Annotated in this window: 20 protein-coding genes; 7 read left to right on the forward strand and 13 right to left on the reverse strand. The window is 65.5% G+C overall.

Going from position 1 to position 23,853, the window contains the following annotated elements; translation table 11 throughout:
- Positions 1 to 80: 80 nt before the first annotated feature.
- The 4 genes from JCQ34_RS04275 to JCQ34_RS04290 all read right to left on the reverse strand — a co-directional run bounded on the left by JCQ34_RS04275 (position 81) and on the right by JCQ34_RS04290 (position 7,988).
- Positions 81 to 3,767 (reverse strand): TM0106 family RecB-like putative nuclease, encoded by a 3,687-nt coding sequence (locus JCQ34_RS04275; RefSeq protein WP_286402197.1) that lies wholly within the window; start codon positions 3,765 to 3,767, stop codon positions 81 to 83.
- Positions 3,768 to 3,931: 164 nt separating this feature from the next.
- Positions 3,932 to 5,134, reverse strand: a complete 1,203-nt coding sequence (locus tag JCQ34_RS04280) for a TerC family protein (protein WP_286402200.1) — start codon at positions 5,132 to 5,134, stop codon at positions 3,932 to 3,934.
- 37 nt (positions 5,135 to 5,171) lie between these two features.
- Positions 5,172 to 6,902, reverse strand: a complete 1,731-nt coding sequence (locus JCQ34_RS04285) for a RecQ family ATP-dependent DNA helicase (protein WP_286402203.1) — start codon at positions 6,900 to 6,902, stop codon at positions 5,172 to 5,174.
- A 111-nt stretch (positions 6,903 to 7,013) separates the two neighbouring features.
- Entirely contained in the window at positions 7,014 to 7,988 is a 975-nt protein-coding gene (locus JCQ34_RS04290) for an aldo/keto reductase (protein ID WP_286402206.1), read from the reverse strand.
- A gap of 302 nt (positions 7,989 to 8,290) precedes the next feature.
- Here JCQ34_RS04290 and fdhA point away from each other — a divergent pair, with 302 nt between their 5' ends.
- From fdhA to JCQ34_RS04315, 5 genes are all read left to right on the forward strand, one after another.
- Complete coding sequence (fdhA, locus tag JCQ34_RS04295; RefSeq protein ID WP_286402208.1) at positions 8,291 to 9,502, forward strand: formaldehyde dehydrogenase, glutathione-independent; 1,212 nt, start codon at positions 8,291 to 8,293, stop codon at positions 9,500 to 9,502.
- Positions 9,503 to 9,608: 106 nt separating this feature from the next.
- Positions 9,609 to 9,962 carry a GNAT family N-acetyltransferase gene (locus tag JCQ34_RS04300; RefSeq protein ID WP_286402211.1) on the forward strand — a complete coding sequence of 118 codons (354 nt, stop codon included), beginning with the start codon at positions 9,609 to 9,611 and terminating at the stop codon, positions 9,960 to 9,962.
- Positions 9,963 to 10,225: 263 nt separating this feature from the next.
- Positions 10,226 to 11,176 (forward strand): serine hydrolase, encoded by a 951-nt coding sequence (locus JCQ34_RS04305; protein WP_286402214.1) that lies wholly within the window; start codon positions 10,226 to 10,228, stop codon positions 11,174 to 11,176.
- Between the two features lie 68 nt (positions 11,177 to 11,244).
- Positions 11,245 to 12,606: an MFS transporter gene (locus JCQ34_RS04310; RefSeq protein ID WP_286402216.1), complete on the forward strand. Its 1,362-nt coding sequence runs from the start codon at positions 11,245 to 11,247 to the stop codon at positions 12,604 to 12,606.
- Positions 12,607 to 12,671: 65 nt separating this feature from the next.
- Positions 12,672 to 13,415, forward strand: coding sequence for a dienelactone hydrolase family protein (locus tag JCQ34_RS04315; RefSeq protein WP_286402219.1), 744 nt, complete (start codon positions 12,672 to 12,674; stop codon positions 13,413 to 13,415).
- A gap of 16 nt (positions 13,416 to 13,431) precedes the next feature.
- On the opposite strand, the gene JCQ34_RS04320 is transcribed toward JCQ34_RS04315, so the two are convergent.
- The 8 genes from JCQ34_RS04320 to JCQ34_RS04355 form a co-directional block, all read right to left on the reverse strand.
- On the reverse strand, positions 13,432 to 13,872 hold the full coding sequence (locus JCQ34_RS04320; protein ID WP_286402222.1) for a hypothetical protein: 441 nt from the start codon (positions 13,870 to 13,872) through the stop codon (positions 13,432 to 13,434).
- Between the two features lie 131 nt (positions 13,873 to 14,003).
- On the reverse strand, positions 14,004 to 15,308 hold the full coding sequence (locus JCQ34_RS04325) for a hemolysin family protein (RefSeq protein ID WP_286402224.1): 1,305 nt from the start codon (positions 15,306 to 15,308) through the stop codon (positions 14,004 to 14,006).
- 67 nt (positions 15,309 to 15,375) lie between these two features.
- Positions 15,376 to 16,134, reverse strand: coding sequence for an SDR family NAD(P)-dependent oxidoreductase (locus tag JCQ34_RS04330; protein ID WP_286402227.1), 759 nt, complete (start codon positions 16,132 to 16,134; stop codon positions 15,376 to 15,378).
- A gap of 18 nt (positions 16,135 to 16,152) precedes the next feature.
- Entirely contained in the window at positions 16,153 to 16,998 is an 846-nt protein-coding gene (locus JCQ34_RS04335; protein ID WP_286402230.1) for a fumarylacetoacetate hydrolase family protein, read from the reverse strand.
- A gap of 37 nt (positions 16,999 to 17,035) precedes the next feature.
- Positions 17,036 to 18,007 (reverse strand): aldo/keto reductase, encoded by a 972-nt coding sequence (locus JCQ34_RS04340; RefSeq protein ID WP_286402232.1) that lies wholly within the window; start codon positions 18,005 to 18,007, stop codon positions 17,036 to 17,038.
- A gap of 1 nt (position 18,008) precedes the next feature.
- Positions 18,009 to 18,902 (reverse strand): amidohydrolase family protein, encoded by an 894-nt coding sequence (locus JCQ34_RS04345; RefSeq protein WP_286402235.1) that lies wholly within the window; start codon positions 18,900 to 18,902, stop codon positions 18,009 to 18,011.
- Positions 18,902 to 19,330, reverse strand: coding sequence for an RbsD/FucU domain-containing protein (locus JCQ34_RS04350; protein WP_286402237.1), 429 nt, complete (start codon positions 19,328 to 19,330; stop codon positions 18,902 to 18,904). The genes JCQ34_RS04345 and JCQ34_RS04350 overlap by 1 nt, the downstream gene beginning before the upstream one ends.
- The gene (locus JCQ34_RS04355) at positions 19,327 to 20,712 is read right to left on the reverse strand and encodes an L-fuconate dehydratase (protein ID WP_286402240.1); all 1,386 of its coding nucleotides are present in this window, start codon (positions 20,710 to 20,712) and stop codon (positions 19,327 to 19,329) included. Before JCQ34_RS04355 ends, JCQ34_RS04350 begins: the two co-directional genes overlap by 4 nt.
- A gap of 164 nt (positions 20,713 to 20,876) precedes the next feature.
- Here JCQ34_RS04355 and JCQ34_RS04360 point away from each other — a divergent pair, with 164 nt between their 5' ends.
- Both JCQ34_RS04360 and JCQ34_RS04365 read left to right on the forward strand, forming a co-directional pair.
- A complete protein-coding gene (locus JCQ34_RS04360) occupies positions 20,877 to 21,659 on the forward strand; it encodes a FadR/GntR family transcriptional regulator (protein WP_286402243.1) in 783 nt (260 codons plus the stop codon).
- Complete coding sequence (locus JCQ34_RS04365) at positions 21,652 to 22,995, forward strand: alpha-L-fucosidase (protein ID WP_286402246.1); 1,344 nt, start codon at positions 21,652 to 21,654, stop codon at positions 22,993 to 22,995. Before JCQ34_RS04360 ends, JCQ34_RS04365 begins: the two co-directional genes overlap by 8 nt.
- Before the next feature lie 60 nt (positions 22,996 to 23,055).
- On the opposite strand, the gene JCQ34_RS04370 is transcribed toward JCQ34_RS04365, so the two are convergent.
- On the reverse strand, positions 23,056 to 23,808 hold the full coding sequence (locus JCQ34_RS04370; RefSeq protein WP_286402249.1) for an ArsR/SmtB family transcription factor: 753 nt from the start codon (positions 23,806 to 23,808) through the stop codon (positions 23,056 to 23,058).
- Positions 23,809 to 23,853 lie beyond the last annotated feature (45 nt).

Raw genomic sequence — 23,853 nt, forward strand, 5'->3', positions numbered from 1 at the left:
GCCCGCCCGCCCAACCTGGGCGCCGCCAACCCCGAGCCTCTTACCGCACGCAGATCTTCCGACCGGCCGGACTCCCGCGGCTACTCCCGAGGGCTGAGGCCGATGAACGCGCCCAGCTCCTCCAAGGCCGCAGGCTTGTGCGGCATGTAGTTGGTGAGTTCGGGGGACCGGATGATGACGGCGCGCCACTGGCCACGGGAAACCGCTACGTTGACGCGGTTCCGGTTCAGCAGGAACTCTGCGCCGCGGGGTGCCTCGGCCACCGCCGAGCACGCCATCGAAACGAACACCACGGGTGCCTCTTGGCCCTGGAACTTGTCCACGGTGCCCACCCGAACCTCCGGCAGTCCAGCCTCTGCCAGGTGCTTTCGGATCAGGTGGACCTGGGCGTTGTACGCGGCCACCACCAGCAGGTCCTGCTGCTCCAGCGGCCGCGCTTCGCTGCCTGCGCCGGCAGTCCACTTCAGGCCCAGGTGGCGTTGGGCCTGCCGCACCACTTCGTCGGCTTCTTCCTTGGAGGCCGTGGTGTTGCCGGTGTGGTTGACGAAGACGGTCTCCACCCCGGGGGCCAACTGCTCCAGTTCGCGGCGGGCCGCGGCCGGAGCCGACTTCAGCTTTCCCTCGTAGCTGAGGGTGGACACGGCGCGGCACAGCTCGGGATGCATGCGCCAGGTGTCGGCGAGGAAGTAGCCCAGGGCCGCGGGAAGTGTGGCGTGTCCGGTGGCGAGCCAGCCGAGGGCGGACTCATCCACCGGTTCGGGGTGGGCGCCCTGGGAGACCTGCGGAAGCTGCTGGGGGTCACCCAGCAAGAGCAGCCGCTTCGCGGCGCGGGACACAGCGAGCGTGTTGGCCAACGAGAACTGGCCAGCCTCGTCGATGACCAGCAGATCGAGCGACCCGGGCGGCACCTCCTTGCCGGTCATGACCCACGCCGTGCCGCCCACCAGGCACCCGCCGGAAGACGCCAGCAGGCGTGCCACATCCCCGTCAGCGGTCAAACTCCACGGGACGTCGTGAGGGTCTTTCAGCTTTTTGGCCACACTGGACGCATCCACATCGCCGTCCTCGATGGCACGGCAAAGCAGGTTTTCCACCACGTTGTGCGACTGTGCCACCACCCCGATCTTCCAGCCTTCGGCGACGAGCCTGCCAATGACATGGGCGCCGACGTAAGTCTTCCCCGTTCCCGGAGGCCCCTGAACTGCCAGGTAGGAGTTGTCCAGGTCCTGCAGGGACTCAGTGATGGCAGCTGCGTAATCCGCCGCGCCATCGTTGCCTTGCCGTACCTCCGCAGGTCCCCGGAGAGAGCGGAACCGCGGCGGCAGCTTCCGCAGGATGTCCAGGCCGGGTTGCGCGGGGAGGGACGGCAGTGTGGAGCCGACGGCACGGGCCAGCTCCGCAATTGCTGCCTCGATACTGACGGTGGCCACCGGCTGGTCCTCTGTCAGCGCCACCGGGACGTGTTCATAGGCGCCGACTTTCCTGGACTCCCGCTCCGAAATAGTGATGATGGTGTGTTCCGGATTGTCGGGAGCTGCCCGGAGGTCGTCAATGAGGGTCTTGAAGGTGTAGGCCCGCGCATTAGGTGCCGCGTTGGGGGCGGCCATACCGTCCGGCACCGGTGGATCATACAAGCGGCACCATGTGGAGTCGGCACGGAAATCGGATCCTTCGGTCATGGTGCCGCGAAGCTTCAGGACCCGCGTGCGCATCTTTTCCGTCGGCTTCGCCAGCGCCCAGTCGACTGAAACTTCGGCCGATTCAACGACAAAGACGTTCCGTTGGTCGGACCAGTTGTCCATCGGTGCCTCGACCCGGTCGAAGTGCTGCCACCAGAACTGCTTGCGTTCGCGCCGGTGATACCCGGTGGCGGCCGCCACCATGGCGACGGCACGTTCGTCCTCAGTCCACGGGCGGTTGTCCGGCAGGGCAGCCAGATACTCGCGCAGCCTGCCCTCCTCCGGTGTCTCCTCGGCAGGAACCGCCTCACCACCGGCATCTGCGGCAATCCCGGGTAGCTCGACAGGACCGGCTTCCGGACCAATTGCGGCTGCATCAAGCCTGCCTGTATCCACCTCTCCTGCCGTCCGGCCGCGCTCCTGCGAAACACTGGCATCCTCTTCCAGCCGGAGGAGCCAGTCCCGCAGCCGCAGCGTGGACAGGCAGTCGTACTGGTTGTAGTCGGAAATGGAGGCCAGGATGGCATCAGCGTCCTCGCGGCGCCCTTCATCACGGGCGGCGCAATAGGCGGCATAGGCCACCACCGAAGCGCCGGCGTCTTTGACATCCCCGGACCGCAGGTTGTCTCCCATGTAGAGCGGTTCAAGCTTCTTGATGGAGTACGACGCCTCCGAGATCCGGATGGAATGCCGCACCGTGGCGTAGAGGTCCACCAGCAGACCCTGCCGCAGCCAGTCATCCACTGTGTCCTCGCCGGCCTGGTGGGCGAGGGAAAGATTCCTTAGCGCCGTCTTTTCATACGGGGCGTAGTGGTAGACGTGCATGTCCGGGTAGGTGGCGCGGCGCTTCTCCACATAGTCCAGGAAGTCGAGGAAGGCGCGGCGTTCACCGGAGCGGGAGTGCGCCCAAAACGGACGGAACACAGGATCGTCTCCGGCGCCCGCCACCGGGGCCTCGATGACGCCAAAGAGGTATTCGATGCCCCAGGCGCCTGTGGCGGGATCCTGCCACAGCGGATCGCCCTCGAAGTCGAAGAAAATGTCCCCGGCGCTGGGCGCCGGAAGAGACCCGATCGAGTTCTCCGGAAGAACGGTGTAGGCGACTGTATGCGGCTCGCCGTCCTTGGTGAAGGTGCGGGACCCCGCCGGCTCATCGAGTCCCAGCTGCATCCGGGCCTGGGCGCGGAGCCGGACCACGGAGTTCTTTGCCTCCGCCGCCGGCATGGCTGCCAGTTCGTCGATGGTGGTGACGTTGGATTCATGAAGTTTCCGTCGCTGGACAACGGACATGCCGGCCACCATGAGCAGGTCCCTGTGGAGGTTGACCTGCTCGGCGCAGTAGTCGCAGCGTCCGCAGTGCACGACGCCGGGTTCCTGCCACTGCACCGGGGCATCGCCTGCACGGTGGCTGGCTGTGAGCTGGCGGAAGCGCCGGCGCCGTTCCCGGAACACGGGCAGCAGGTCCGGCAGTGAGTGGCTGCTCCGCAGCCAGTCGTCACCCACCCGGGTGCCCAGCACGAGGGTGACCACAGGCGATGGCTCCAGCCCCATGCCGAGGAGTTGGTCGCCGTAGGCGGCAAGCTGAAGGAGGGCTCCTACTTTGGCATGCCGGGCAAGCTTGGTGTCCCAGACCTCGTACCGCCCCGGGTTCCCCGTCCCGGCGGCCTCGTTGACCAGGAAGTCCGCGTAGCCCAGGAATTCGCCGTCGAAGAAGGTGGCCTGGAACACCACGTCCGCACCGGAGCGGAGGGCGAGTTCGGTCTCCGCGTGCTTTGCCTGCAGCTCACCGCGCAGGTTCTGGCCGCGCTCCAGCGAATAGACGCCCGAGCCCCGGCTCGCGTCCCACTCGCCGTACTTCGCCACCAGGCTGGCAAGCACCGTCTGCTCGTGCCGGTCGCCCAACTCACCGGCCCGCTTCTGCATCTCGTCAACCGCGAACTCGGCTTTGGGGGCGCGGCCCAGCTTTTCGTCCAGGACCCGGAGCGTGCGGTACTCACACTCGGAGGCAGCCACCAAATCGCTGGCCGAAAAGACCAGGTCCGGCGGCGCACTTGAGCCGGTTTCAACACCAGCGTCGAGCAGAAACACGGGGCCTCCCCAATGACAGCCGGGCCCGAAGACGGTTTCCGTGGCCCTGTTTTATGGCTGCCTCAAACCTAGCAAGAGGGACTGACAAACAGCGGGCAGGCCAACAACAAGAAGAACGGGGCCGCATAAGAAAGGTAGGCCCAAGTTGGCAAAATGCCGGGAAGTCAGCCCTCCGCCGCAGCTGCCCGGACCTGCGCCTTGTCATGCTCCGAGTGGGCGTTGCGCAGCAGATCCATGAACTCGGTTTCGTTGCGGACCAGTCGCTTGTACTTCTCCGGAAGCTTGCGGATCTGGGTCTCCTCCCGGCACATCTTGGCGAAGATCTTGTCGCGTTCGGCCATGTCCGTTTCGTAATTGAGGTCCAGGTATTCGGTGGCGTGCCGCCGCGCTCCGGACACAGCGTTCTTGGCCTTGCCCTTGGGACTGAAGATGGACGCCAGGATGGTCACCGCCAGGACGCCCAGGATGACGCCCAGGGAGACTCCGGTGCTGACTTCCACCACGTTGACGTGTTCGCCGTCGTTGATGAACGGGAGGGTGTTCTCATGCAGGGCGTGCAGGATGAGCTTCACGCCGATGAAGCCCAGGATGACCGCCAGGCCGTAGGAGAGGAAGATCAGCCGGTCCAGCAGGCCGTCGATCAGGAAGAACAGCTGCCGCAGGCCCATCAGGGAGAACGCCGTGGCGGTAAAGACAACGAAGACGTTCTGGGTCAGGCCGAAAATAGCAGGAATGGAGTCCAGGGCAAACAGGATGTCCGTGCCGCCGATGGCCACCATCACCAGCAGCATCGGAGTGAGGACCCGCTTTCCGTTCTCCACGGTGAACAGCTTGTCGCCGTCGTAGTGCTGGGACGCAGGCAGGAACTTCCGGGCGAGTCGGACCACCAAGCCTTCGGAGTCGTCATCGTGGTCGTCCGGCTTGAGCAGGTTGCCAGCCGTGAGCAGCAGGATGAGACCGAAGATGTAAAACACCCAGGCAAAGCTGTTGATCAGTGCCGCGCCCAAAAAGATGAACGCCGTCCGCGCGATCAGGGAGAATACGATGCCGAACAGCAGCACCTTCTGCTGGTCCGCCCGGGGCACCTTGAAGCTGGCCATGATGATGAGGAAGACGAAGAGGTTGTCCACGGACAACGCCTTTTCCGTGACGTAGCCGGCGAAGTATTCCGTGCCCATGTCCGGGCCGCCGAACAGCAGCACCGCCAGCCCGAACAGCACCGCGATTCCCACGTAGATCGCGGACCAAGTGGCCGATTCCTTAATGGTGGGGGTGTGCGCCTTCCGGACATGGAAGAAGAAGTCGAAGGCCAACAGGCCCACGATTCCCGCAATGGTCAGGGTCCAGGCAAACGCAGGTACTTCCACGCGGGGGGCCTTTCGTTGGAGGGTCCCCCCAGCCTACCTAAGCGGGTTTCAGGAGTTGGTTCTCCACGACGGCGGACCGGGACAGGGTCTTGTACCCTTCCTGCTCGAAGAGCACGGTGATCACATCGTCCTCGTGCCGCATCACCAGGCCGGGCCCCCATTCCTTGTGGACCACTGCTGACTGGAGCGGGAACGGCTCGTCGCCGGCGGCGGAAGCCGGGCCGCCGCCGTCGGACGCTGCGCTTTGCTGTTTCCTGCCGGCCTTCTTGTTCGCCTGCTTCTTGTCCGGCTTGCCGTCCTTCGCTGTGTCCGCGGGAGCAGCGGCAGCGCAGCCGTCACAATTCCCGCAGGGCTCGGGCAGGTCCTCACCGAAGTAGCCCAGCAGGAACTGCCGGCGGCAACCGTCCGTTTCCGCGTAGGCGCGCATCATGGTGAGTCGGGACTGGTCCACCCGCTGGCGGGCTTCGGCGAGTTCGACGGCGTCACCCACCAGGGCGGGCAGCTTTGCTTTGGACGTCAAACGGACGCCGCGCTTGCCAACGGCCACCGCGCCGATCTCCTCCAGCTGGTTGACCAGGCCCGTGACGCGGCGGGGTTTGAAGCCCGTCAACTCCGCAAGGGAGGACTTGGGGGTTGCGGCGTGGGCAGCCTTGAGGACCTTCAGCACCTCCAGCAGCGAATCGGGGTCAGGGGAGTGCGTGCCGAAGAATTTCCGCAGCCCCAGGTCTTCCGAGCGGTAATGCAGCACGGCCGAGGCCGGCTCGCCGTCCCTGCCTGCCCGCCCGATCTCCTGGTAGTAGGAATCGAGCGATTCGGGGATGTCGGCGTGGACCACGAAGCGGACGTTCGGTTTGTCGATTCCCATCCCGAACGCAGTGGTGGCCACCACCACGTCCAGCTTGTCGTCCAAAAACAGCTCGTGGATATGCTCGCGGTCCCCGGCCGAACGGCCCGCGTGGTAAGCCTCCGCGCGGAGCCCCTCCTTAGCCAGCTTTGCCGCGTACTTCTCCGTGTCCTTCCGCGTTGCGGCGTAGAGCAGCCCCTGCCCTTTCCCGGCCAGGTCGGCTACCTGTTCCAGCACTGCCTTGCGCTTGCCCTTGTCCTCGTGGTGCCGGACCACGTCGAGGCGGATGTTGGGCCGGTCGAAGCCGCGGACCAGGACCAGCGGGTCCTTCATGCCGAGCCGCTCCACGATCTCGTCGCGCACCGGAGGGGAGGCCGTGGCGGTCAGGGCGGCCACGGCCGGGCTGCCCAGCTGCTCGCGGACGTTGCCAAGGGCCAGGTAATCCGGGCGGAAGTCGTGTCCCCAGGACGAGACACAGTGTGCTTCGTCCACCACGAACAGCGAGATGTCCAGGCCCCTGATCCGGTCCACGGTGGACTGCTTTGCCAGCTGTTCCGGGGCAAGGAACACGAACACGGCCTTGCCGTCCTCAGCGGCCTTCCACGACGCTTCGACGTCCGCGTCGCTGTGCGAGGAGTTGATAGCCACGGCGGCATCCGTGCCGAGGTCCTGTGACAGCCCATCCAGCTGGTCTTCCTGCAGGGCAATCAAGGGTGAGACCACGACGGCGGGACGTCCAGTCTGCTGGTGCAGGTGCAGTGCTGCGACCTGGTAGATGGCGGATTTCCCGTAGCCGGTGGGCATCACGGCCAGGACGTCGCGGCCTTCGACGAGGGCGGCCATGCCGGCCAACTGGCCGTCCCGGAGGTGGGGCAGGGAGAAGGCTGATTCAGCAAGGGCCCGCAGGGCAGGTTTGTCGGACATGAAACGGGCTCCGCACACAAAGAAAAGAGCGGCCGCTTGCTTCAGCCGTAGGACCACCCTACGCCAGCCCCGCTCCGCCGACGTAAACGCCCGCCGGCGGAGCTTCGGAGCTTACGTGTCGATGGTGGACATGTTCGGGTAGCGGGCGCCCGCAGTTGCCCCGGCGGGTGCCAGCTGGTCCAGCAACTGGAGATCCTCCACACCAAGTTCGATGTCCACGGCGCCAAGGTTTTCGCGCAGCCGTTCCCGTTTCTTGGTGCCCGGAATCGGGACCACGTGCTCGCCCTGCGCCAGCAGCCAGGCAAGCGCAAGCTGGCCCGGGGTGCAGCCTTTCCGGTCGGCCAGCTCCTTGACCCGGTCCACCAGCTCCAGGTTCCGGGTGAAGTTCTCGCCCTGGAAGCGCGGGGAGTGTTTGCGGAAGTCGTCCTCGGCGAAGTCGTCCACGCTGCGGATCTGGCCCGTGAGGAAGCCGCGGCCCAAGGGGCTGTAGGGGACGAAGCCGATGCCAAGCTCCGCGAGCACCGGAAAGACCTTGGTCTCCGGCTCGCGCTCCCACAGCGAATACTCGGTCTGCAGTGCGGTGATGGGATGCACGGCGTGGGCCCGCCGGATGGTCTCTGCTGACGCTTCGGACAGGCCGAGGTGCCGGACCTTTCCGGCCTGGACCAGTTCCGCCATGGCACCGACGGTGTCCTCGATGGGGACGGTCTTGTCCACCCGGTGCTGGTAGTAGAGGTCGATGTGGTCAACCCCAAGCCGCTGGAGGCTGGCATCGCAGGCGCCCCGGACGTATTCGGGGCGGCCGTTGATGCCCACCCAGGACCCGTCCTCCCGGCGCTCGTTACCGAACTTGGTGGCAAGCACAACATCCCCACGGCGCCCCGCAATGGCGCGGCCCACCAGCTTTTCGTTGGTGAAGGGACCGTACATATCGGCCGTGTCCAGCAGCGACCCGCCGGCGTCCAGGAACTCGTGGATGGTGGCGATCGCCTCCTGCTCGTCGCCGTCGCCGTAGAACTCGCTCATGCCCATGCACCCAAGGCCCAGGGCGGAAACTGTCAGTTGTCCAATGGTGCGTGTTTTCATGCCGTTCTCCTCAAGGTGGAACTTGCCCGGGAAGCGGCCAGCCGGCGTTCTTGGAAGCCGGTTGGTGCAGCGTAGGCCACTATAGGAACTTCCCCTGTGAATACTCCGGTAAACAAGGGGCTTCCTACCCCTAGACCGCTCAGGGGGCCGTGCCTAGACTGGGCGAATCCCCACCCGGGAACCGGTATCTGACCACGCCAAGTTTCAGGAAGCACCGACGGGCCAGGGCTGTTCCCCCGAGGGATGTCCCACCTACCCAGATCATGGCCGTCCCACCGGACGCCTGGCTATAGGAGTGATAGATGACAGGGAACAAAGCCGTTGCCTACAAAGAAGCGGGCAAGGTTGAAGTAATCGACATTGACTACCCAACGTTCGAGCTCAAGGACGGGCCAGGGGTCAACCCCGCCAACGTGGGACGCCCGGTCAACCACGGGGTGATCCTGAAAACGGTGGCCACCAACATCTGCGGCTCGGACCAACACATGGTCCGCGGGCGCACCACCGCCCCGCCAGACCTGGTGCTGGGCCACGAAATCACCGGCGAAGTGGTGGAGGTGGGCCGGGACGTCGAGTTCATCAAGGTCGGCGATCTCTGTTCGGTGCCATTCAACATCGCCTGCGGCCGCTGCCGGAACTGCAAGGAACGCAAGACCGGCATCTGCCTGAACGTGAACCCGGACCGCCCCGGCAGCGCCTACGGCTACGTGGACATGGGCGGATGGGTGGGCGGCCAGGCCAACTATGTCCTGGTGCCGTACGCGGACTGGAACCTGCTGAAGTTCCCGGACAAGGACAGGGCCATGGAGAAGATCATGGACCTGGCCATGCTCTCGGACATCTTCCCCACGGGATTCCACGGCGCCACCACGGCGGGCGTGGGCGTTGGTTCCACCGTGTACATCGCCGGGGCTGGTCCTGTGGGCCTAGCAGCGGCCACCAGCGCACACCTGTTGGGTGCCGCCGTCGTGATTGTGGGCGACATGAACGAGGGCCGGCTGGCGCAGGCGCGCAGCTTCGGCTGCGAGACCGTGGACCTCACCCAGGGCGAGCCGAAGGACCAGATCGAGCAGATCCTGGGCGTGCCTGAAGTCGACTGCGCCGTTGACGCAGTGGGCTTCGAAGCCCGTGGGCACGGCAAGGGCGCGCAGGAGGCGCCCGCAACCGTGCTTAACACCCTGATGGACATCACTGCGGCGGGCGGGGCGCTGGGCATCCCCGGCCTGTACGTCACCGGCGATCCGGGCGGCATCGACGAGGCAGCCAAGAAGGGTTCCCTCAGCCTGAGCCTTGGCACCGGCTGGGCGAAGTCGCTGAGCTTCACCACCGGCCAGTGCCCGGTGATGAAGTACAACCGGCAGCTGATGATGGCCATCCTCAACGACAAGGTCAACATCGCCAAGAACGTCAACGCCAAGGCGATCCCGCTGGAGGATGCACCGAAGGGCTACGCGGAGTTCGACGCCGGCGCAGCCACCAAGTACGTCCTCAATCCGAACGGCTACTTGAGCTGACGCGGCGGTAATGCCTTCAGGGAACCGCCGCTTGCGGAAATAGGTGCTGCCCGTGCCGGGTTAGGCTTTGCACGGGCAGCACCACCCGCAAGCAAAGGAGTTCCCCTTGAGCGACATCACGGTCCGACACAACCCCGAGCGCGAACGCTTCGAGCTCCTCGACGCCGGCAACGTCATTGGAAAGGCAGCGTACAAGGAGTACGACGGCGGGGAGTCGCCGCAGCGGATTTTCTACCACACGGTGGTCAACGAGGAATACGGCGGGCAGGGCCTGGCCGGCCGGCTCGCCACAGCTGCCCTGGACAGCACCGTGGAAGCGGGCAGCGGCATCGTTCCCGTGTGCCCGTTCATCAAGAAGTTCCTGGCCAAGCACCCGGATTACCTGGGCAGCGTGGTGGCAGTTACCCCGGCGCACCTGGAGTTCCTGGAGACGGCACTGGCTGCCCGGACCCGGGGCTAGGCGCTTTTTCGACGCACAAAGTGGTTTTCGACGCGCTCATTCCCTGGCGCACCCACAATTTGGTGCGCGCAGAGTAATTCGCGCGTCGATATCTATTCCACGCCGAGAATGACTCCTTGCGCCCCGCCTCAGCAGGGTGGCGCGGAACACCTCGCGACCTTCAGGAAGCTCCCAACCTCCGGTGATTTAATCGGCAACGTCAGCGCGGCTCATGGCCGCGCTGACGTTGTTTGTGTTTGCCGAGGCGGGACAGGAGCCCTTGTATGTCCGAGCACCACGTGGTGCCCACACCAGGCCGCGACGCTCCGCCGCCTACGCCGCGCAAGCCCAGCTCCGGTAAGCCCAGTTCCAGTAAAGCCCGGGGCAACCGACGGCTGCTGATCCTGGCGCTCATCGTGGTCGTGGTGATCGTCGGCACCATCACCCTGGCGGTGGTCCGGTCGGAACCGCGGTCGGGAGCAGTGGTCCCCACCCCGCCCGCCGTGCCCGCGGCGCCGGTGGCGGCAGCCCCGCCGTCGTTGCAGGACAACGTGGACAACATCCTGAGCGAAGCGGACGAATACCGGATCGGGCTGGCGCTCGCCGACGTCTCCGGGGGTGCAGAGCGGACGTTCGGGGACCAGGACACGTTTACGGCAGCCAGCACGGCGAAAATCCTGACGGCCGCCGCCTACTACCACCTGGTGGAGGAAGGGCAGGCCAGCCTGGACGCACCCATGGGCGACTACGACGCCGCCTTCCAGCTCAAGGCCATGGTCAATGACAGCAACAACGATTCCTGGCTGCTGCTGATGGACGCTGTGGGCTACCCACAGCTGATCGCCTACGCGGGCTCCATCGGTGTCACTTACGACCCCGAGCAAAACCTCCTGACCGCCGCGGACATGGCGCTGATCCTGAAGAAGCTGTACGCGGGGGAGCTCCTAAACAAGGAGAACACGGACCAGCTGCTCAGCTACATGCAGGACACCAACGACGAAAACCTCATTCCCGCTGGCTCCCGGCCGGGAGTGAACGTGCACCACAAGTATGGGGAGGTGTCCGGCGAACTGCATGACGCCGCCCTGCTCACCTACGGCGGGTCCACGTTCGCACTGGTGATCTACACGGAGAACCCGGACGGCGTGGCCGACGACGGCCAGGCGGAGGTGATCCGCGACCTGACCCGGGCCGTGGAGGACGCGTTGTTCCCGGTGGGATTGGCCGGCAAGTAGCGAACGCCACACCGCGCCGGGAGGCCGCCGAATCGTCCCGGGCGGCCGCCGTGGGCCAGACTGTTACCGTGAGCAACAAATCCCGGACTGCCCTGGCCGTCGCCGGCCTCAGCCTGGGTACGGCACTCAACCCGCTTAATTCGTCCATGATCGCTGTCGCCCTGGTGGTGCTTCGCGCGGACTTCGGGCTCGACGTTGCTGCCGTTACCTGGGTTGTTACCTCCTTCTACCTGGCCTCCGCCGCCGGCCAGCCGGTCATGGGCAGGCTGGCCGACAGGTTCGGGCCGCGGCGGATGTTCATGCTTGGCATGGCGCTGGTGGCCATCACGTGTGCCCTGGCTCCGCTGGCCCCGAACTTCGCGCTGCTCTGCGTGGCGCGGGCCGTCATGGCACTGGGCACCGCCACGGCCTATCCCAGCGCCGTGGTGATGGTGGGGGAGTTGGCCCACCAGGCGAAGGTTGATACGGCCCGTCCGCTTGGCCGGCTGCAGATGGCCAACACGTCTGCAGCCGCGGTGGGTCCCGTCGTCGGCGGCCTGCTGGTGGGCTTCGCGGGCTGGCAGTGGCTCTTCCTCATCAACGTTCCGCTGGCACTGGCCGCGCTGCTGATCGTCCGGAAGGCCGCACCACCGGATAAGGTCCGGGAGCACGGCAGTGTGGCAGAGTTGGTGCGGGACTCCGACGTCCCCGGCATCGCCGGGTTCATCGGTGCCCTGCTGCTGGTCATGATGGCCGCACTGAACGTGGCGCCGGACTACCGCTGGTTGATGCTGGCCGCCGGAACCGTCCTCGCGGCATTGTTTGCCTGGCGGGAGCTGCGCTTCGCCAAGCCGTTCCTGGACCTGCGGCTGCTGGGCCGGAACCGGCCGCTGATGCTGGTGTACCTGGCCTTCGCCGTGTTCAGCAGCGTCTACTACTTCGTCTTCTTCGGCCTGCCGCAGCTGCTGCAGGAAGCCGGCGGCTACGATCCCGGCGTCGTGGGCCTGCTGATGCTGCCCCTGGCCGGTATGTCCGTAATCGCAACCCCTTGGGCTGTCTCCGCGATGGGAAGGTTCGGCGTCCGGCGGGTGCTGCTGGCCGGCGTCGTCCTTTTGACAGTGGTGGCGGCACTCATGTGGCTGCTGACCGGGACGCTGGCCATCCCGTTAGTGGTGGTCCTGACCGCGCTGATGGGCGTGCCGTACGGCACCGTGAGTATCGCCTCGAATCAGGGCATGTTCGTGTCCACCCGGCCGCAGGACCGCGGTGTGGCGGCCGGCATCTACCAGACCTGCCGCTACGTGGGCGCGATTACCGCCACGGTGATGATCGGGGTGTTCGCGGCCGGCGGGGTGCACCAGGAGAGCTGGATGCGGATGGTGCTGGCCATGGTGGTGCTCTGCGCAGTGACGTTCGGGATTTCCGTGTTCTGGCGGCAACAGAAGGCGTAGCCCCATCCATGGGAAGGGCCCCTCGGGCACTGGAAGCGCCCGGGGGAGCGTGCCATGCTGGCCCCATGGGAAACATGATGACGCTGGGCAACGCCGAAACCGCAGTCCAGGCATACGTCAGTGAACCGACCGGGACCCCCAAGGGCGGACTGGTGGTGGTCCACGAAGTGTGGGGGCTGGTGCGCCACACCAGGGATGTGGCGGACCGTTTTGCCGCGGAAGGCTACCTGGCGGTCGCCCCGGACCTGTTGTCCGGAGCCGGCGGTGTGGCGGACCTCAGCGGGGAACTGCAGGAGGCAGCGTTCGATCCCCAACAGCGCAGCAACGCCCAGCCGCGCCTGCGCAAGCACATGGCACCCATCCGTTCCCCGGAGTACGCCAAGCACGCTGTGGCTGCGCTGCACGTGTGTTTCGACCACCTGGAGGGCGTGGCTGGACTGACCGGCCGGGTGGCCGCCACGGGCTTCTGCCTGGGCGGGACCTACACATTCTCGCTGGCCGTTTCCGAACCCCGCCTGCGCGCCGCCGTCCCCTTCTACGGGCACGCCGAGTTTAAGGACGCAGAGCTGCGTGGCATCAACTGCCCGGTCCTGGCCTTTTATGGGGACCAGGACGCAGCCCTCATGGACGAGTTGCCTGGGCTGAAGTCACGCATGCGCGCAGCGGGGGTGGAGTTCGAGGCGGTGGTGTACCCGGGCGCCGGCCACGCCTTCTTCAACGACACCAACAAGTACACCTACAACGCCGAAGCTGCCGCCGACTCCTGGGCCCGCACACTCGCTTTCCTGGAGCGGAGCCTGGAGGCCTAGGAGCGGCGGCACCCATTCACGGGCAGTAGTGCGCCTCACGGTCGTACTGGACCTTGTTGCCCGTCTGGTGGGAATCTTCCCGTTCCCAGCACTGGCGGGTGGCGTCCGTGGTTTGCTGCCGGTAATGCTGGCCGATCTCGATGAGCTGCCCGTTCCGAGTCAGTGTGTGCGTGTGCGTCTGGGTCTGGATGGTGTTTAAAACAGTTCCGTCATTCGTGGCGGTCAGGGTGTCCGTGTAGTTGCCGGAGGACGAGGTGGACTGGATGCCGCTGGGGGTTGAAACCTGGTGGCTGACCGCCGTGCCCGTGCGGCAGGTCTGGTAACTGCCATAAACCGTGCACTCGTTGAACTTGGTGACGTCTGCGCCGTTGCTGCCTGCTGCCTGTGCGGGGGCTGCGAGGGCCGCAGCGCCAAGGGCCAGGGCGGCCCCGATGAGGGTGGTGCGTTTCGTGAACATAGCAATGTGTCCTGCCGGGGTAAGGGAGCACGTGCCCCCGCCCCTGACCGTAGGGCCATTGGTCCCATGGCGGGACCGGCGGCTGCTTCGCGACCCTATGGCGTGGGGTGCGCCCCCGCCGTCGTAATTCTTCAGCCAGTGGAGCCGGGATGGTTGGTGACCGGGGTGACCCGGATCCGGGCTATCCGCAGCCGTTCCATGCTGAGGACCGTCAGGACGTATCCCGGAATCTGGACCCTGTCGCCTGCAGTGGGCAGGCGGCCCAGACGGTCCATCATGAAACCGGCCACTGTTTCGTAGTGGCCCTCCGGCAGGGCGATCCCGGACGTTGCCGTGAACTCCTGGAGGATCAGGCCCCCGTCCACGTCGATGGTGCCGTTGGCCATGGTGACGCGGTCCTCGTGCTCGGCGCCGGTGTCGTACTCGTCGTAGATCTCGCCCACCAGTTCCTCCACCAGGTCTTCGAGCGTGACCACGCCGTCGGTGCCGCCGTATTCGTCCACCACCAGCACGATGTGCTGGTTGGTCCTGCGCATCCGGGACAGCGACGGCAGCACCCGGTTGGTCCCCGGCATGGCAAGGATCTTTCGGGTGATGTCGCGCACCGGCGCCTGGTCCTGCACCTCGCCGCCTGGCATCAGGTCGCGGATGTGCACGAAGCCCAGGACGTCGTCGGGACTCCTGCCGATGACCGGAAACCGGGAATAGGGGCCGTCGCGGACCATGGTGCGGGCGTCCGCGATGGTCATGGCGCCGTCGATGAAGACGACCTCCGTGCGGGGGCGCATCACCTCCTGAAGGGTCCGGTCTCCGGCACCGAACACGTCGGCAAGAATGTGCCGGCTGCTCTCTTCGAGCATCTCGTTCTCGGCCACCATGTCCCACAGTTCCTCCGAGGTGATGCCGGGCCGCTTGGCACGCGGGTCACCGCCGAAGAGCCGGACCGCGGCGTCAGTGGAGACGGACAGGAACCAGATGGCTGGCCGCATGAGCCTCGAAAAACTGATGAGCGGCGGGGCCAGGACCCGGGTGAAGGCGACGGGGCTTTGCAGCGCCAGCCTCTTGGGCGCCAGTTCGCCCAGCACCAGGGACAGATAGGCCACCAGCAAGGTCATGCCGATAAAGGACACGGGCCCGGCCGCCGCACCCAGCCCCACGGCTTCCAGGAGAGGCACGACGTCGGGCGCGATCGCCGAAGCGCCGTAGGCCGCCGAGAAGAACCCGGCCAGCGTCACCCCGATCTGGACCGTGGAGAGGAACCGGTTCGGGTTGCGCGCCAGCGCTGCCGTCCGCGCCCCGGTGTCCCCGGACTTCTCGATCCGGCGGACCTGGCTTTCGCGCAGGGACACCAGGGCCATCTCCGCCGCTGCGAAGACACCCCCGAGCAGCACGAAACCGAGTACCAACCCAATATTGACCAGGGCGCCGCTGTCCATGACACGACCCTACCGAGCTACGGGCCCGGTGGCGCGTGCCTATTGCTCTGCTCGGGAGGCGGCTGCGCTAGGAGGCGGCGGAACGGGGCCGGAGCCGAAGTGCCTGCATACCGCCGTCCACTGCCAGGTCCACTCCGGTGGTGGACCCGGAGAGCGGGCTGGCAAGGTAAACCACCGCTCCCGCAACTTCCTCCGGGGAGACAAGCCGGCCGTGCGGCTGGCGTGCCTCCAGCGCCGCCCGTTCCGCAGCAGGATCAGGTGCGCTGGCGAGGAGACGGCCAATCCAGGGAGTGTCGGCGGTCCCCGGGTTCACGCAGTTGACCCTGATGCCTTCCTGCAGGTGGTCGGCTGCCATGGCCAGGGTGAGCGAGAGCACCGCACCCTTGGTAGCGCTGTACAGGGCGCGCTGGGGGAGCCCGGCGGTGGCTGCCACGGAGCACGTATTGACGATCGCCGCGTGGCTGGACCGGCGCAGGTGCGGCAGGGCCGCCCTTGAGACACGGACCATGCCCAGCACGTTGACGTCGAACACCCGGTGCCACTCGTCGTCGTCATTGGCCTCAATGGTGCCTTGCGCACCCACCCCGGCGTTGTTGACCACCACGTCGATCCCGCCCAATTGCTCCGCAGCCTCTTCTACGGCACGGCGGACGGAGGCGTCGCTGGAGACGTCACAGTGGAAGGCCTTCACTCCCGCCGGTGCCTGGTCGGGGTTGAGGTCCAGCACGGCGACGTCCGCCCCGCGCTCCTGGAGCAGCTTCACTGTGGCGGCCCCGATTCCCGAGGCTCCGCCGGTGACGATTGCCTTGATTCCCGCAAACTCCATTGTTCGGTCCTTTCGTAATTAGCCCTGGAAGAATTCCTGGCGCTGGCGGCCCAGTCCCGCCACTTCAAGTTCGACGACGTCTCCGGCCTTCAGGTATGGGAAACGCCCGGACAGGGCCACCCCCTCCGGGGTGCCGGTGCAGACCAGGTCTCCCGGCTCAAGGACCAGGAACTGGCTGAGGTCATAGATCACCTGCTCCACGCCGAAGATCAGGTCGCGGGTGGAGGAGTCCTGGCGGATGTCGCCGTTCACCCAGCTGCGCAGCCGCAGGTCGCGGGCATCCACCTCGTCCGGCGTCACCAGGTACGGGCCCGTGGGGCAAAAACCTGCGCAGCTCTTTCCCTTGGACCACTGGCCGCCGGATACCTCCAGCTGGAACGTTCGCTCCGACAGGTCGTTGACGGTGACGAAGCCTGCGATGTAGTCGTGGGCCTGGGAGGGGGAATCCAGGTAGGAGGCGCGCCGGCCGATGACCACGCCGAGTTCCACCTCCCAGTCCGTCTTGGTGGAACCGCGCGGAATGGCCACCGGATCGAAGGGGCCGGCCACGGTGTTGGGGGCCTTGTGGAAGATGATGGGGACCGAAGGGGGTGCGGAGCCGGATTCCGCTGCGTGGGCTGCGTAGTTCATGCCCACGCAGATCACCGAGGACGGCCTGGCGATCGGAGCCCCGATCCGGACCCCGTCAACGGTGAGTTCAGCCAGTTCGCCGGCGGCCAGTGCCGCTGCAGCGCGCACCGGCCCATTCGTTTCCCAGAAGTCGGAATCGATGTCCCGCGTCACCTGCTCCAGGGAGTAGTACTTCTTGTCGTGGAGCAGGGCGGGGATTTCCTTGCCTGTGGCACCTATGCGCGCAAATTGCATTCGTTTCTTCTTTTCTCGGTAGTACGTCGTTGTGCTTTCAGGCGATGAGTCCGCGGTCGCGCAGGTCAGTCCACAACTCGGCCGGGACGCTTTGGGCGGCCAGGTCCAGGTTTCCCTTCACCTGGGCAGGCGTCCGCATGCCCAAGACAACGCTTGTCACGGCGGGGTGCTGGTAGGGGTAGTGGAGGGCGGCCGCCGGCAGGGTGGTCCCGTGCGATTCGCAAACGTCCGCCAGCAGGTTCGCCCTGTCCAGCAGTTCCTGCGGGGCAGGGGCGTAGTTGTAGGTGGCGTTGGCGGCGGGGCGTTCCTTGGACAGCAGCCCTGAATTGAAGACGCCCACATTTACCACGCCGACGCTGCGTTCCAGGCACGCCGGGAGGAGGTCCCGGGCCGCACCCTGCTCCAGCAGCGTGTACCTGCCGGCGAGCATGACCACGTCGATGTCCGTCTCGGTGACGAAGCGGTGGAGCATTTCGGACTGGTTCATTCCTGCACCCCAGGCGCGGATCACCCCTTCGTCGCGCAGCGCGGACAGTGCCGGGGCCGCGCCTTCCACGGCCTCCGCCCAGTAATCATCCGGGTCATGGATGTAGACGATGTCGATCCGGTCGGTCCCCAGCCGCTGCAGGCTCTCCTCTATGGAGCGCAGCACCCCGTCACGTGAGTAGTCCCGGACCCGGTGCACAGTGTCAGGGACGTCGAAGCCTTCCGTATCCTTGCCTTCGGGCGACGGGTTGGGCCGCAGCAGCCGCCCAATCTTGGTGCTGAGCACATAGCTGTCGCGGTCTTTCCCTGCCAGCGCGGCACCCATGCGGCGTTCGGACAGCCCCAGCCCGTAGTGCGGGGCGGTGTCAAAATACCGCACGCCGCCCTCCCAAGCCCCGGTGACGGCGTCGACCGCTTCCTGCTCGGGCACCTCCCTGTAGAGATTGCCGATGGGTGCCCCGCCGAAGCCGAGCACTGGCAGTTGGACGTCAGTACCAGGAATGGTGCGGGTTTCTGCTTGCATGTCAGTCCTTCTCCTCATGTGGGCTTACCTGTTCTGCTGCCGCTTCCAGCCGGTAGACGCGGACTGCGGTTTCCTGCGCCACGTTGCGGCGTTCGCCCTCCGATGCGCCTGCGACCGCCTGTTCCACTGTGGTGATCCAGTCAAGGTAAGCATCGGGGCGTGTCAGGGAGACGGGGAAGTCGCTGCCCACCATGCAGCGGTCCGCCCCGAAGAGATCCAGCGTCTCCTGGATGAACGGCAGTGCCTGGGGCGACAGGGCGCGGTCCGGGTCAGCTTCCGCGCCGGCGCCGGAAATCTTGACGGCAACGTTGCCGCACCGGGCCAGTTCCTGCATCCCGTTGCGCCACGCGGTGAGCTCCCCACTGGCGATGTGCGGCTTGCCCATGTGGTCCAGCACGATCACCAGCCCAGGCACACGCCGGGCAAACTCCGCGAGGGGTGCCATCTGGCCGCTGCGGATACACGCGTCGAAAACCAGCCCGGATGCTGCCACCCGCCTTGCTCCCGCCAGGGTGTCCTGGTGCAGCATGAAGGATTCGTCCCGGTCCTGGAACAGCTGCCGGACCCCACGGACCAGGGGCCGTTCCAGCAGCTGGTCCAGGTCCTGCTCGACGGCGTCGCCCTTGCTGATAGGCGCAAACGCCACGATCCCGGCGAGCTGGGGCCAGACCGTCCGGAGGCCTGACACCCAGTCCACTTCTTTGAGTGCCTGGTCATCACGGCAGTTGGCCTGCACGAAAACGGCGGCACGCGTGTTTTCCGGGGTGTGGGGGAGGTCCCTTGGCAGGAACGGACGGTTCAAGCCGGAAGTGTCGGCCAGCCATGCGTAGTCCAGCACGTCCGGATCCCAGACGTGGACATGGGAGTCAACCACCTGCAGTGAAGGCGCCTCCATCAGGCCGTTACGTCGGGCCGCACACCGATGGTGAGCAGCAGGTTGGCGTAGTGCCTTGTATCGCCGCTGGCAATGACGACGGCGACATTGGGCGAGCGGGCGGCGTCATAGAACTCGAAGCGCTGATGGGACGTGATTGGAACCTCCGTGCCCAATGTCCGTTCGTAGCCTTTGACGGCTTCCGTCCAGTTTCCGTCCGGCGGGGTCATCACCGCTGCCGCCTCCAAAGGGACTGCCTCGACCAGGACTTCGAGGATCTGGTCAATTGTCAGCAGGCCGGGCCGGAGGTTCAGGGCAATGCGACGGGCGGATGCGGGTGCTCCGGTGTTGTGCGGATAGTTGGCGTCAGCAACCAGGATCTGTGTGCCGTGACCGGACTCGGCGAGCGCCGCCAGCAGCCCCGGGTGGGTCAGGGTGTAGTTGATCATGCCTGTGTCTCGATCCGTGCGCTCGCGAAGGCAACCCGGCCGGCTTGGTTGCCCGCCCGCCAAGCCTGTTCCGCCTGGCCGGTGTCAGTTCCTGCCCAGTAGGTGCCATAGGGAAAGGCGTATTCCTGCAGCGTTTGTTCCTTGAGTTCCGCGGAATATCCAGGAGTCGCGGGCATGACGTAGGCACCGTCCTTGATGATGCATGGGTCCACGAAATGCTCGTGCAGGTGGTCGACAAACTCGGTCACCCGCCCCGTTAGGTCACCTGACACGGCGATGAAGTCGAAGATCGAAAGGTGCTGGACCAGTTCGCATAGACCCACACCTCCGGCGTGCGGGCACACCGGAATGCCGAACTTGGCGGCCATCAGCTGGACGGCGAGTACTTCATTTACGCTGGCGAGCCGGCACGCATCCAGTTGGCAGTAGTCGATTGCCGCGGCTTGGAAGAGCTGCTTGAAGAGCACCCGGTTCATGCCGTGTTCGCCGGTGGCCACTCCGATGGGCTGCACTGCCCTGCGGATCTCGGCATGGCCCAGGACATCGTCGGGGCTGGTTGGCTCCTCAATCCACATGGGGTTGAATTCGGACAGTTGCTTGACCCAGTCGATGGCCTGCGGAACATCCCACACCTGGTTCGCGTCGATCATCAGGTTGCCGTCAGGACCGATGACCTCGCGTGCAATCGCGAGGCGGCGGATGTCCTCCTCCAGGGATGCGCCTACTTTGAGCTTGATGTGACGGTAGCCCTGGTCCACAGCCTCCTGGCACAGCCGCCGGAGCTTCTCGTCGGAGTAGCCCAGCCAGCCGGCCGACGTGGTGTAGCAGGGGTACCCGTTTTCAGTCAGTTGCCGGATGCGCTGGTCCCTGGTGGGCGCAAGGCGGGTCAACAGGCCCAGCGCTTCTTCACGGGTGAGGGCGTCCGATAGGTAGCTCAGGTCCGTCGCGTCAACAATCTGTTCGGGGGTCATATCGGACAGCAACTGCCACAGGGGTTTCCCTGCCTGTCGTGCCGCGAGGTCCCAGACGGCGTTCATCACTGCGCCGAGGGCCAGATGCTCCACGCCCTTGTCTGGTCCCAGCCAGCGCAGCTGGGAATCGCGCTTGAGCTCCCGGTATGTCTCCCCGGGGTGGAGTCCGATCCTGTCGGCGTCACGTCCCATGAGGGGCCGGGCCCTCAGTTCGATGGCGGCGGCGCAGATTTCGTTGCCGCGGCCGATGGTGAACGTGAACCCGCAGCCGTACAGTGCGGGGTCGTCTGTCCTCAGCACGATGTAGGCGGCGGAATAGTCGGCATCATGGTTCATGGCATCCGAGCCGTCCGCCGACAGCGACGTGGGAAACCGTACGTCAAACACATCGAATCCGGTGATCTTTGGCAAGCGATTCCCTCCGGTCCAGAAAGTCCAGGTGACTTCCCCGCGGTCACCTTTACATCTGATGAATTTTGGTCTTTTCCGTGACACTATAGGACGTAGCCCGGTTTTCCAACCAATAGATCGGATGAAAGTGTATGAATGATAGATCCGCAGGAGGCGTCGGGGCAGTGGACCTCGTGTCCGGCGGCCCTATGTCGCAAACCGACGTCGTGATCACCGGTGTAAAGCACATGCTCTCTTCCGGTCGGCTGCGGCCGGGGGACCGGCTGCCCGTTGAAAAAGACCTTGCTGCGGAGTTGCAGGTGTCTCGTGGGTCCCTGCGTGAAGGGGTCCGTGCCCTGTCCACCATGGGGATCTTGGAAACCAGACAGGGTGCCGGTACTTTCGTCACCACCCTGGAGCCCTCTGCCCTACTGTCCGCCCTGGAATTCTGGGTGGGCCTACAGGATGGAGAACGGGCCAACCAGGTGCATACAGTGCGACGCGCGCTTGAGACCGAGGCCGCTGCTGCAGCCGCCGTTTCCATTACCGAGCAGCAACTGGAGCAGGCTGGGCACATCCTGGATCGGGCACACGACGCCATTCATGCCAAACCCGTCGATCATGACGTAGCCATGCAATGCGATCTTGAGTTTCATCGGCTGATCGCGGAGTCATCCAGGAACCATGTGCTGTCCGCCCTAATTGAAACGGTCTCCACCACGACAGTCCGCGGACGGATGTGGCGGTCAATCCATGATGCTGCCGGACTGCGGACTACCCATGGCGAGCATCTGGGCATTTTGGAAGCACTGAGGCGGCACGATGCTGACCGTGCCCGGACCAGAATGGCTAACCATCTGTATGCCGTGGAGGACTACGTCACGGCCATCCCGGACCGCCAACTCCAGAATCCTGCCGTCACGACGAATGTCCACAGCACACCAAGAGTTGGAGCGCATCATGACTGAAATCGCCACGCCTGAAGAGTGGGACAACCTATCCCGGCCAGTCCCGGAGTGGTTCCAGAATTCCCCCTTCGGCATCTTCATTCACTGGGGCGCCTACTCCGTCCCCGCCTGGGCGGAGCCGATCGGCGCCCTTGGCACCATAGATGATCACGAGTGGTTCAAGCACAACCCTTACGCCGAGTGGTACTACAACACCATCCGCATTGACGGCAGCCCTGCCCAGCAGCACCACAAGGAGGAGTTCGGCGGCGAGGACTACGACGCCTTCCTGGACCAATGGAAAGCCGAGCAGTTCGATCCGGCGGATTGGGTGGACCTGTTCAAGTTCGCCGGTGCCGATTACGTGGTTCCCACCACCAAGCACCATGATGGAATCGCTCTCTGGGATGCCCCGGGCACAGGGGAGCGGAACACGGTCCGCCGTGGTCCGGGCAAGGACCTGATCGGGGAAATTGCCCGCGCCGTGGAGGACAAGGGGCTGAAGCTGGGCCTGTACTACTCCGGCGGCCTGGACTGGCACGTGCGTCCCTTCCCGCCGCACACCACCAGCGAAAGCGTCCACGATACGTCCCGCCCCAAGGACGCAGGCTACGCGGAGTACGCCTACAACCATGTGGTGGACCTGGTCGACAAATACCGCCCCCACGTCCTGTGGAACGACATTGAATGGCCCGACGCCGGCAAGCACTTTGGCGCGCATGGGCTGGGAACGCTGTTTGAGCACTTCTACTCCGCCGTTCCCGATGGCGTGGTGAACGACCGGTGGGGCGCTACCCAGCAGGATTACGGCACCAGCGAATATGAAGCGGCCAGGGAGAACGAGTCCGGATCCGAGTGGGAGAACTGCCGGGGCATCGGCTTCTCCTTTGGCTACAACCAGGTTGAAGGTCCGGAGCAGTCGTTGACTGGCCGGCAGTTGGCCCGCCACCTGACGGACGTGGTCTCCCGCGGCGGCCACTTCCTCCTGAATGTCGGGCCGCGGGCCGATGGCACCATCCCCGACATCCAGCGCCAGGCCCTGACCGGCCTCGGCCATTGGATGGCTGACGCCAAGCAGTACCTGGTGGGTGCCCGCCCGCTGGAGGGCGCTCCGGTTACGGACCAAGGAGATTCGTGGGTGCGGTGGGTGGATCGGGGGACCGAGGTAGTGGCCTTCGTTGACTCGCTTGGCGATGGAGCGGAGGCAGCCTTGACGCTGGACACGGGCACGTTTGACGTGGCGCAAGCGTCGGTGGAGGGACCCGGCGGAACTGTCGAGGCCGCCGCGGATGGACTCAAAGTCACGCTCTCACCTGACCGGCCGGGACCTGCCATCGTCCGCATCCCCCGGGCGTAGTCCCGGAAGTACCCCGACGGCGGCGGCTGCCCCACCAAGGGCGGCCGCCGCCGTCGTAAGTTACGTGTACATCAGCGAACCCGGTGTGGTGAGCTTCTCACCGGTTTCCAGCCACGTCTTCAGGCCGGAGAGGATCATCGGCCAGCCGCCGTAGAGCTGTTCGTTGGCGCCTTCGCGCAGGTCGCTGTGGGTGACCGTGAGGTGGCAGGAGTCCCCCACCGGCTCAATTTCCCAGGTGATTTTGGATGTGCCCTCGGCCTTTACGTCCTCGCCCCACAGTGCGCGCATGGTCTGCACCAGCCGGCGCGGCGGCTCCACCTCAAGGTTCTCGCCTTCGCCCAGCGCCGCACCCGCCTTCGGGTTGCCCATGACAAACCGGCCGCCGGGGGACCAGTCGGCCTCGAGGGTATTGCCGAACTGGTACTTGCTGCGGATGTCGCTGTCCGTGATGGCTTCCCAGAGCCGTTCGGGCGTGGTCTTGATGTAAATCTCGAAGATCTTTTCCATGGGACTTTCCAATCTGGATTTGAGGTCGCTGAGGGCAGCGGCCCATGGTTCTGCGAATTTGCTGACCCAGCGGTCGTGGACCAGCCGGATGGGAACGGGGTTCAGGAAGTGCAGCTTTTCCCGTCCGCGACGACGGGTGACCACCAGGCCGGCGTCCTCCAGGATACGGAGGTGCTTGGCGATCCCGAACCGGGTCATGTCGAACCGTGCCTCAAGTGCGCTCAGGGTCTGGCCGTCCTCGCGGAACAGCTCGTCGAGCAGGTCCCGGCGGGTGGGGTCGGAGAGTGCCTTGAACACGTCGTCCATGGCATTAATGATAGGTGACTAAATGGTCACCTATCAAGGATTCTT

The organism is Pseudarthrobacter defluvii (assembly GCF_030323865.1).
Classification (GTDB): domain Bacteria; phylum Actinomycetota; class Actinomycetes; order Actinomycetales; family Micrococcaceae; genus Arthrobacter; species Arthrobacter sedimenti.

Bases quoted from the DNA above. Each gene is read 5' to 3' on its own strand.
- JCQ34_RS04285 (WP_286402203.1), bottom strand. From the start codon at position 6,902: ATGTCCGACAAACCTGCCCTGCGGGCCCTTGCTGAATCAGCCTTCTCC.
- JCQ34_RS04290 (WP_286402206.1), bottom strand. From the start codon at position 7,988: ATGAAAACACGCACCATTGGACAACTGACAGTTTCCGCCCTGGGCCTT.
- fdhA (WP_286402208.1), top strand. From the start codon at position 8,291: ATGACAGGGAACAAAGCCGTTGCCTACAAAGAAGCGGGCAAGGTTGAA.
- JCQ34_RS04305 (WP_286402214.1), top strand. From the start codon at position 10,226: ATGTCCGAGCACCACGTGGTGCCCACACCAGGCCGCGACGCTCCGCCG.
- JCQ34_RS04315 (WP_286402219.1), top strand. From the start codon at position 12,672: ATGGGAAACATGATGACGCTGGGCAACGCCGAAACCGCAGTCCAGGCA.
- JCQ34_RS04320 (WP_286402222.1), bottom strand. From the start codon at position 13,872: ATGTTCACGAAACGCACCACCCTCATCGGGGCCGCCCTGGCCCTTGGC.
- JCQ34_RS04325 (WP_286402224.1), bottom strand. From the start codon at position 15,308: ATGGACAGCGGCGCCCTGGTCAATATTGGGTTGGTACTCGGTTTCGTG.
- JCQ34_RS04330 (WP_286402227.1), bottom strand. From the start codon at position 16,134: ATGGAGTTTGCGGGAATCAAGGCAATCGTCACCGGCGGAGCCTCGGGA.
- JCQ34_RS04335 (WP_286402230.1), bottom strand. From the start codon at position 16,998: ATGCAATTTGCGCGCATAGGTGCCACAGGCAAGGAAATCCCCGCCCTG.
- JCQ34_RS04340 (WP_286402232.1), bottom strand. From the start codon at position 18,007: ATGCAAGCAGAAACCCGCACCATTCCTGGTACTGACGTCCAACTGCCA.
- JCQ34_RS04345 (WP_286402235.1), bottom strand. From the start codon at position 18,902: ATGGAGGCGCCTTCACTGCAGGTGGTTGACTCCCATGTCCACGTCTGG.
- JCQ34_RS04350 (WP_286402237.1), bottom strand. From the start codon at position 19,330: ATGATCAACTACACCCTGACCCACCCGGGGCTGCTGGCGGCGCTCGCC.
- JCQ34_RS04365 (WP_286402246.1), top strand. From the start codon at position 21,652: ATGACTGAAATCGCCACGCCTGAAGAGTGGGACAACCTATCCCGGCCA.
- JCQ34_RS04370 (WP_286402249.1), bottom strand. From the start codon at position 23,808: ATGGACGACGTGTTCAAGGCACTCTCCGACCCCACCCGCCGGGACCTG.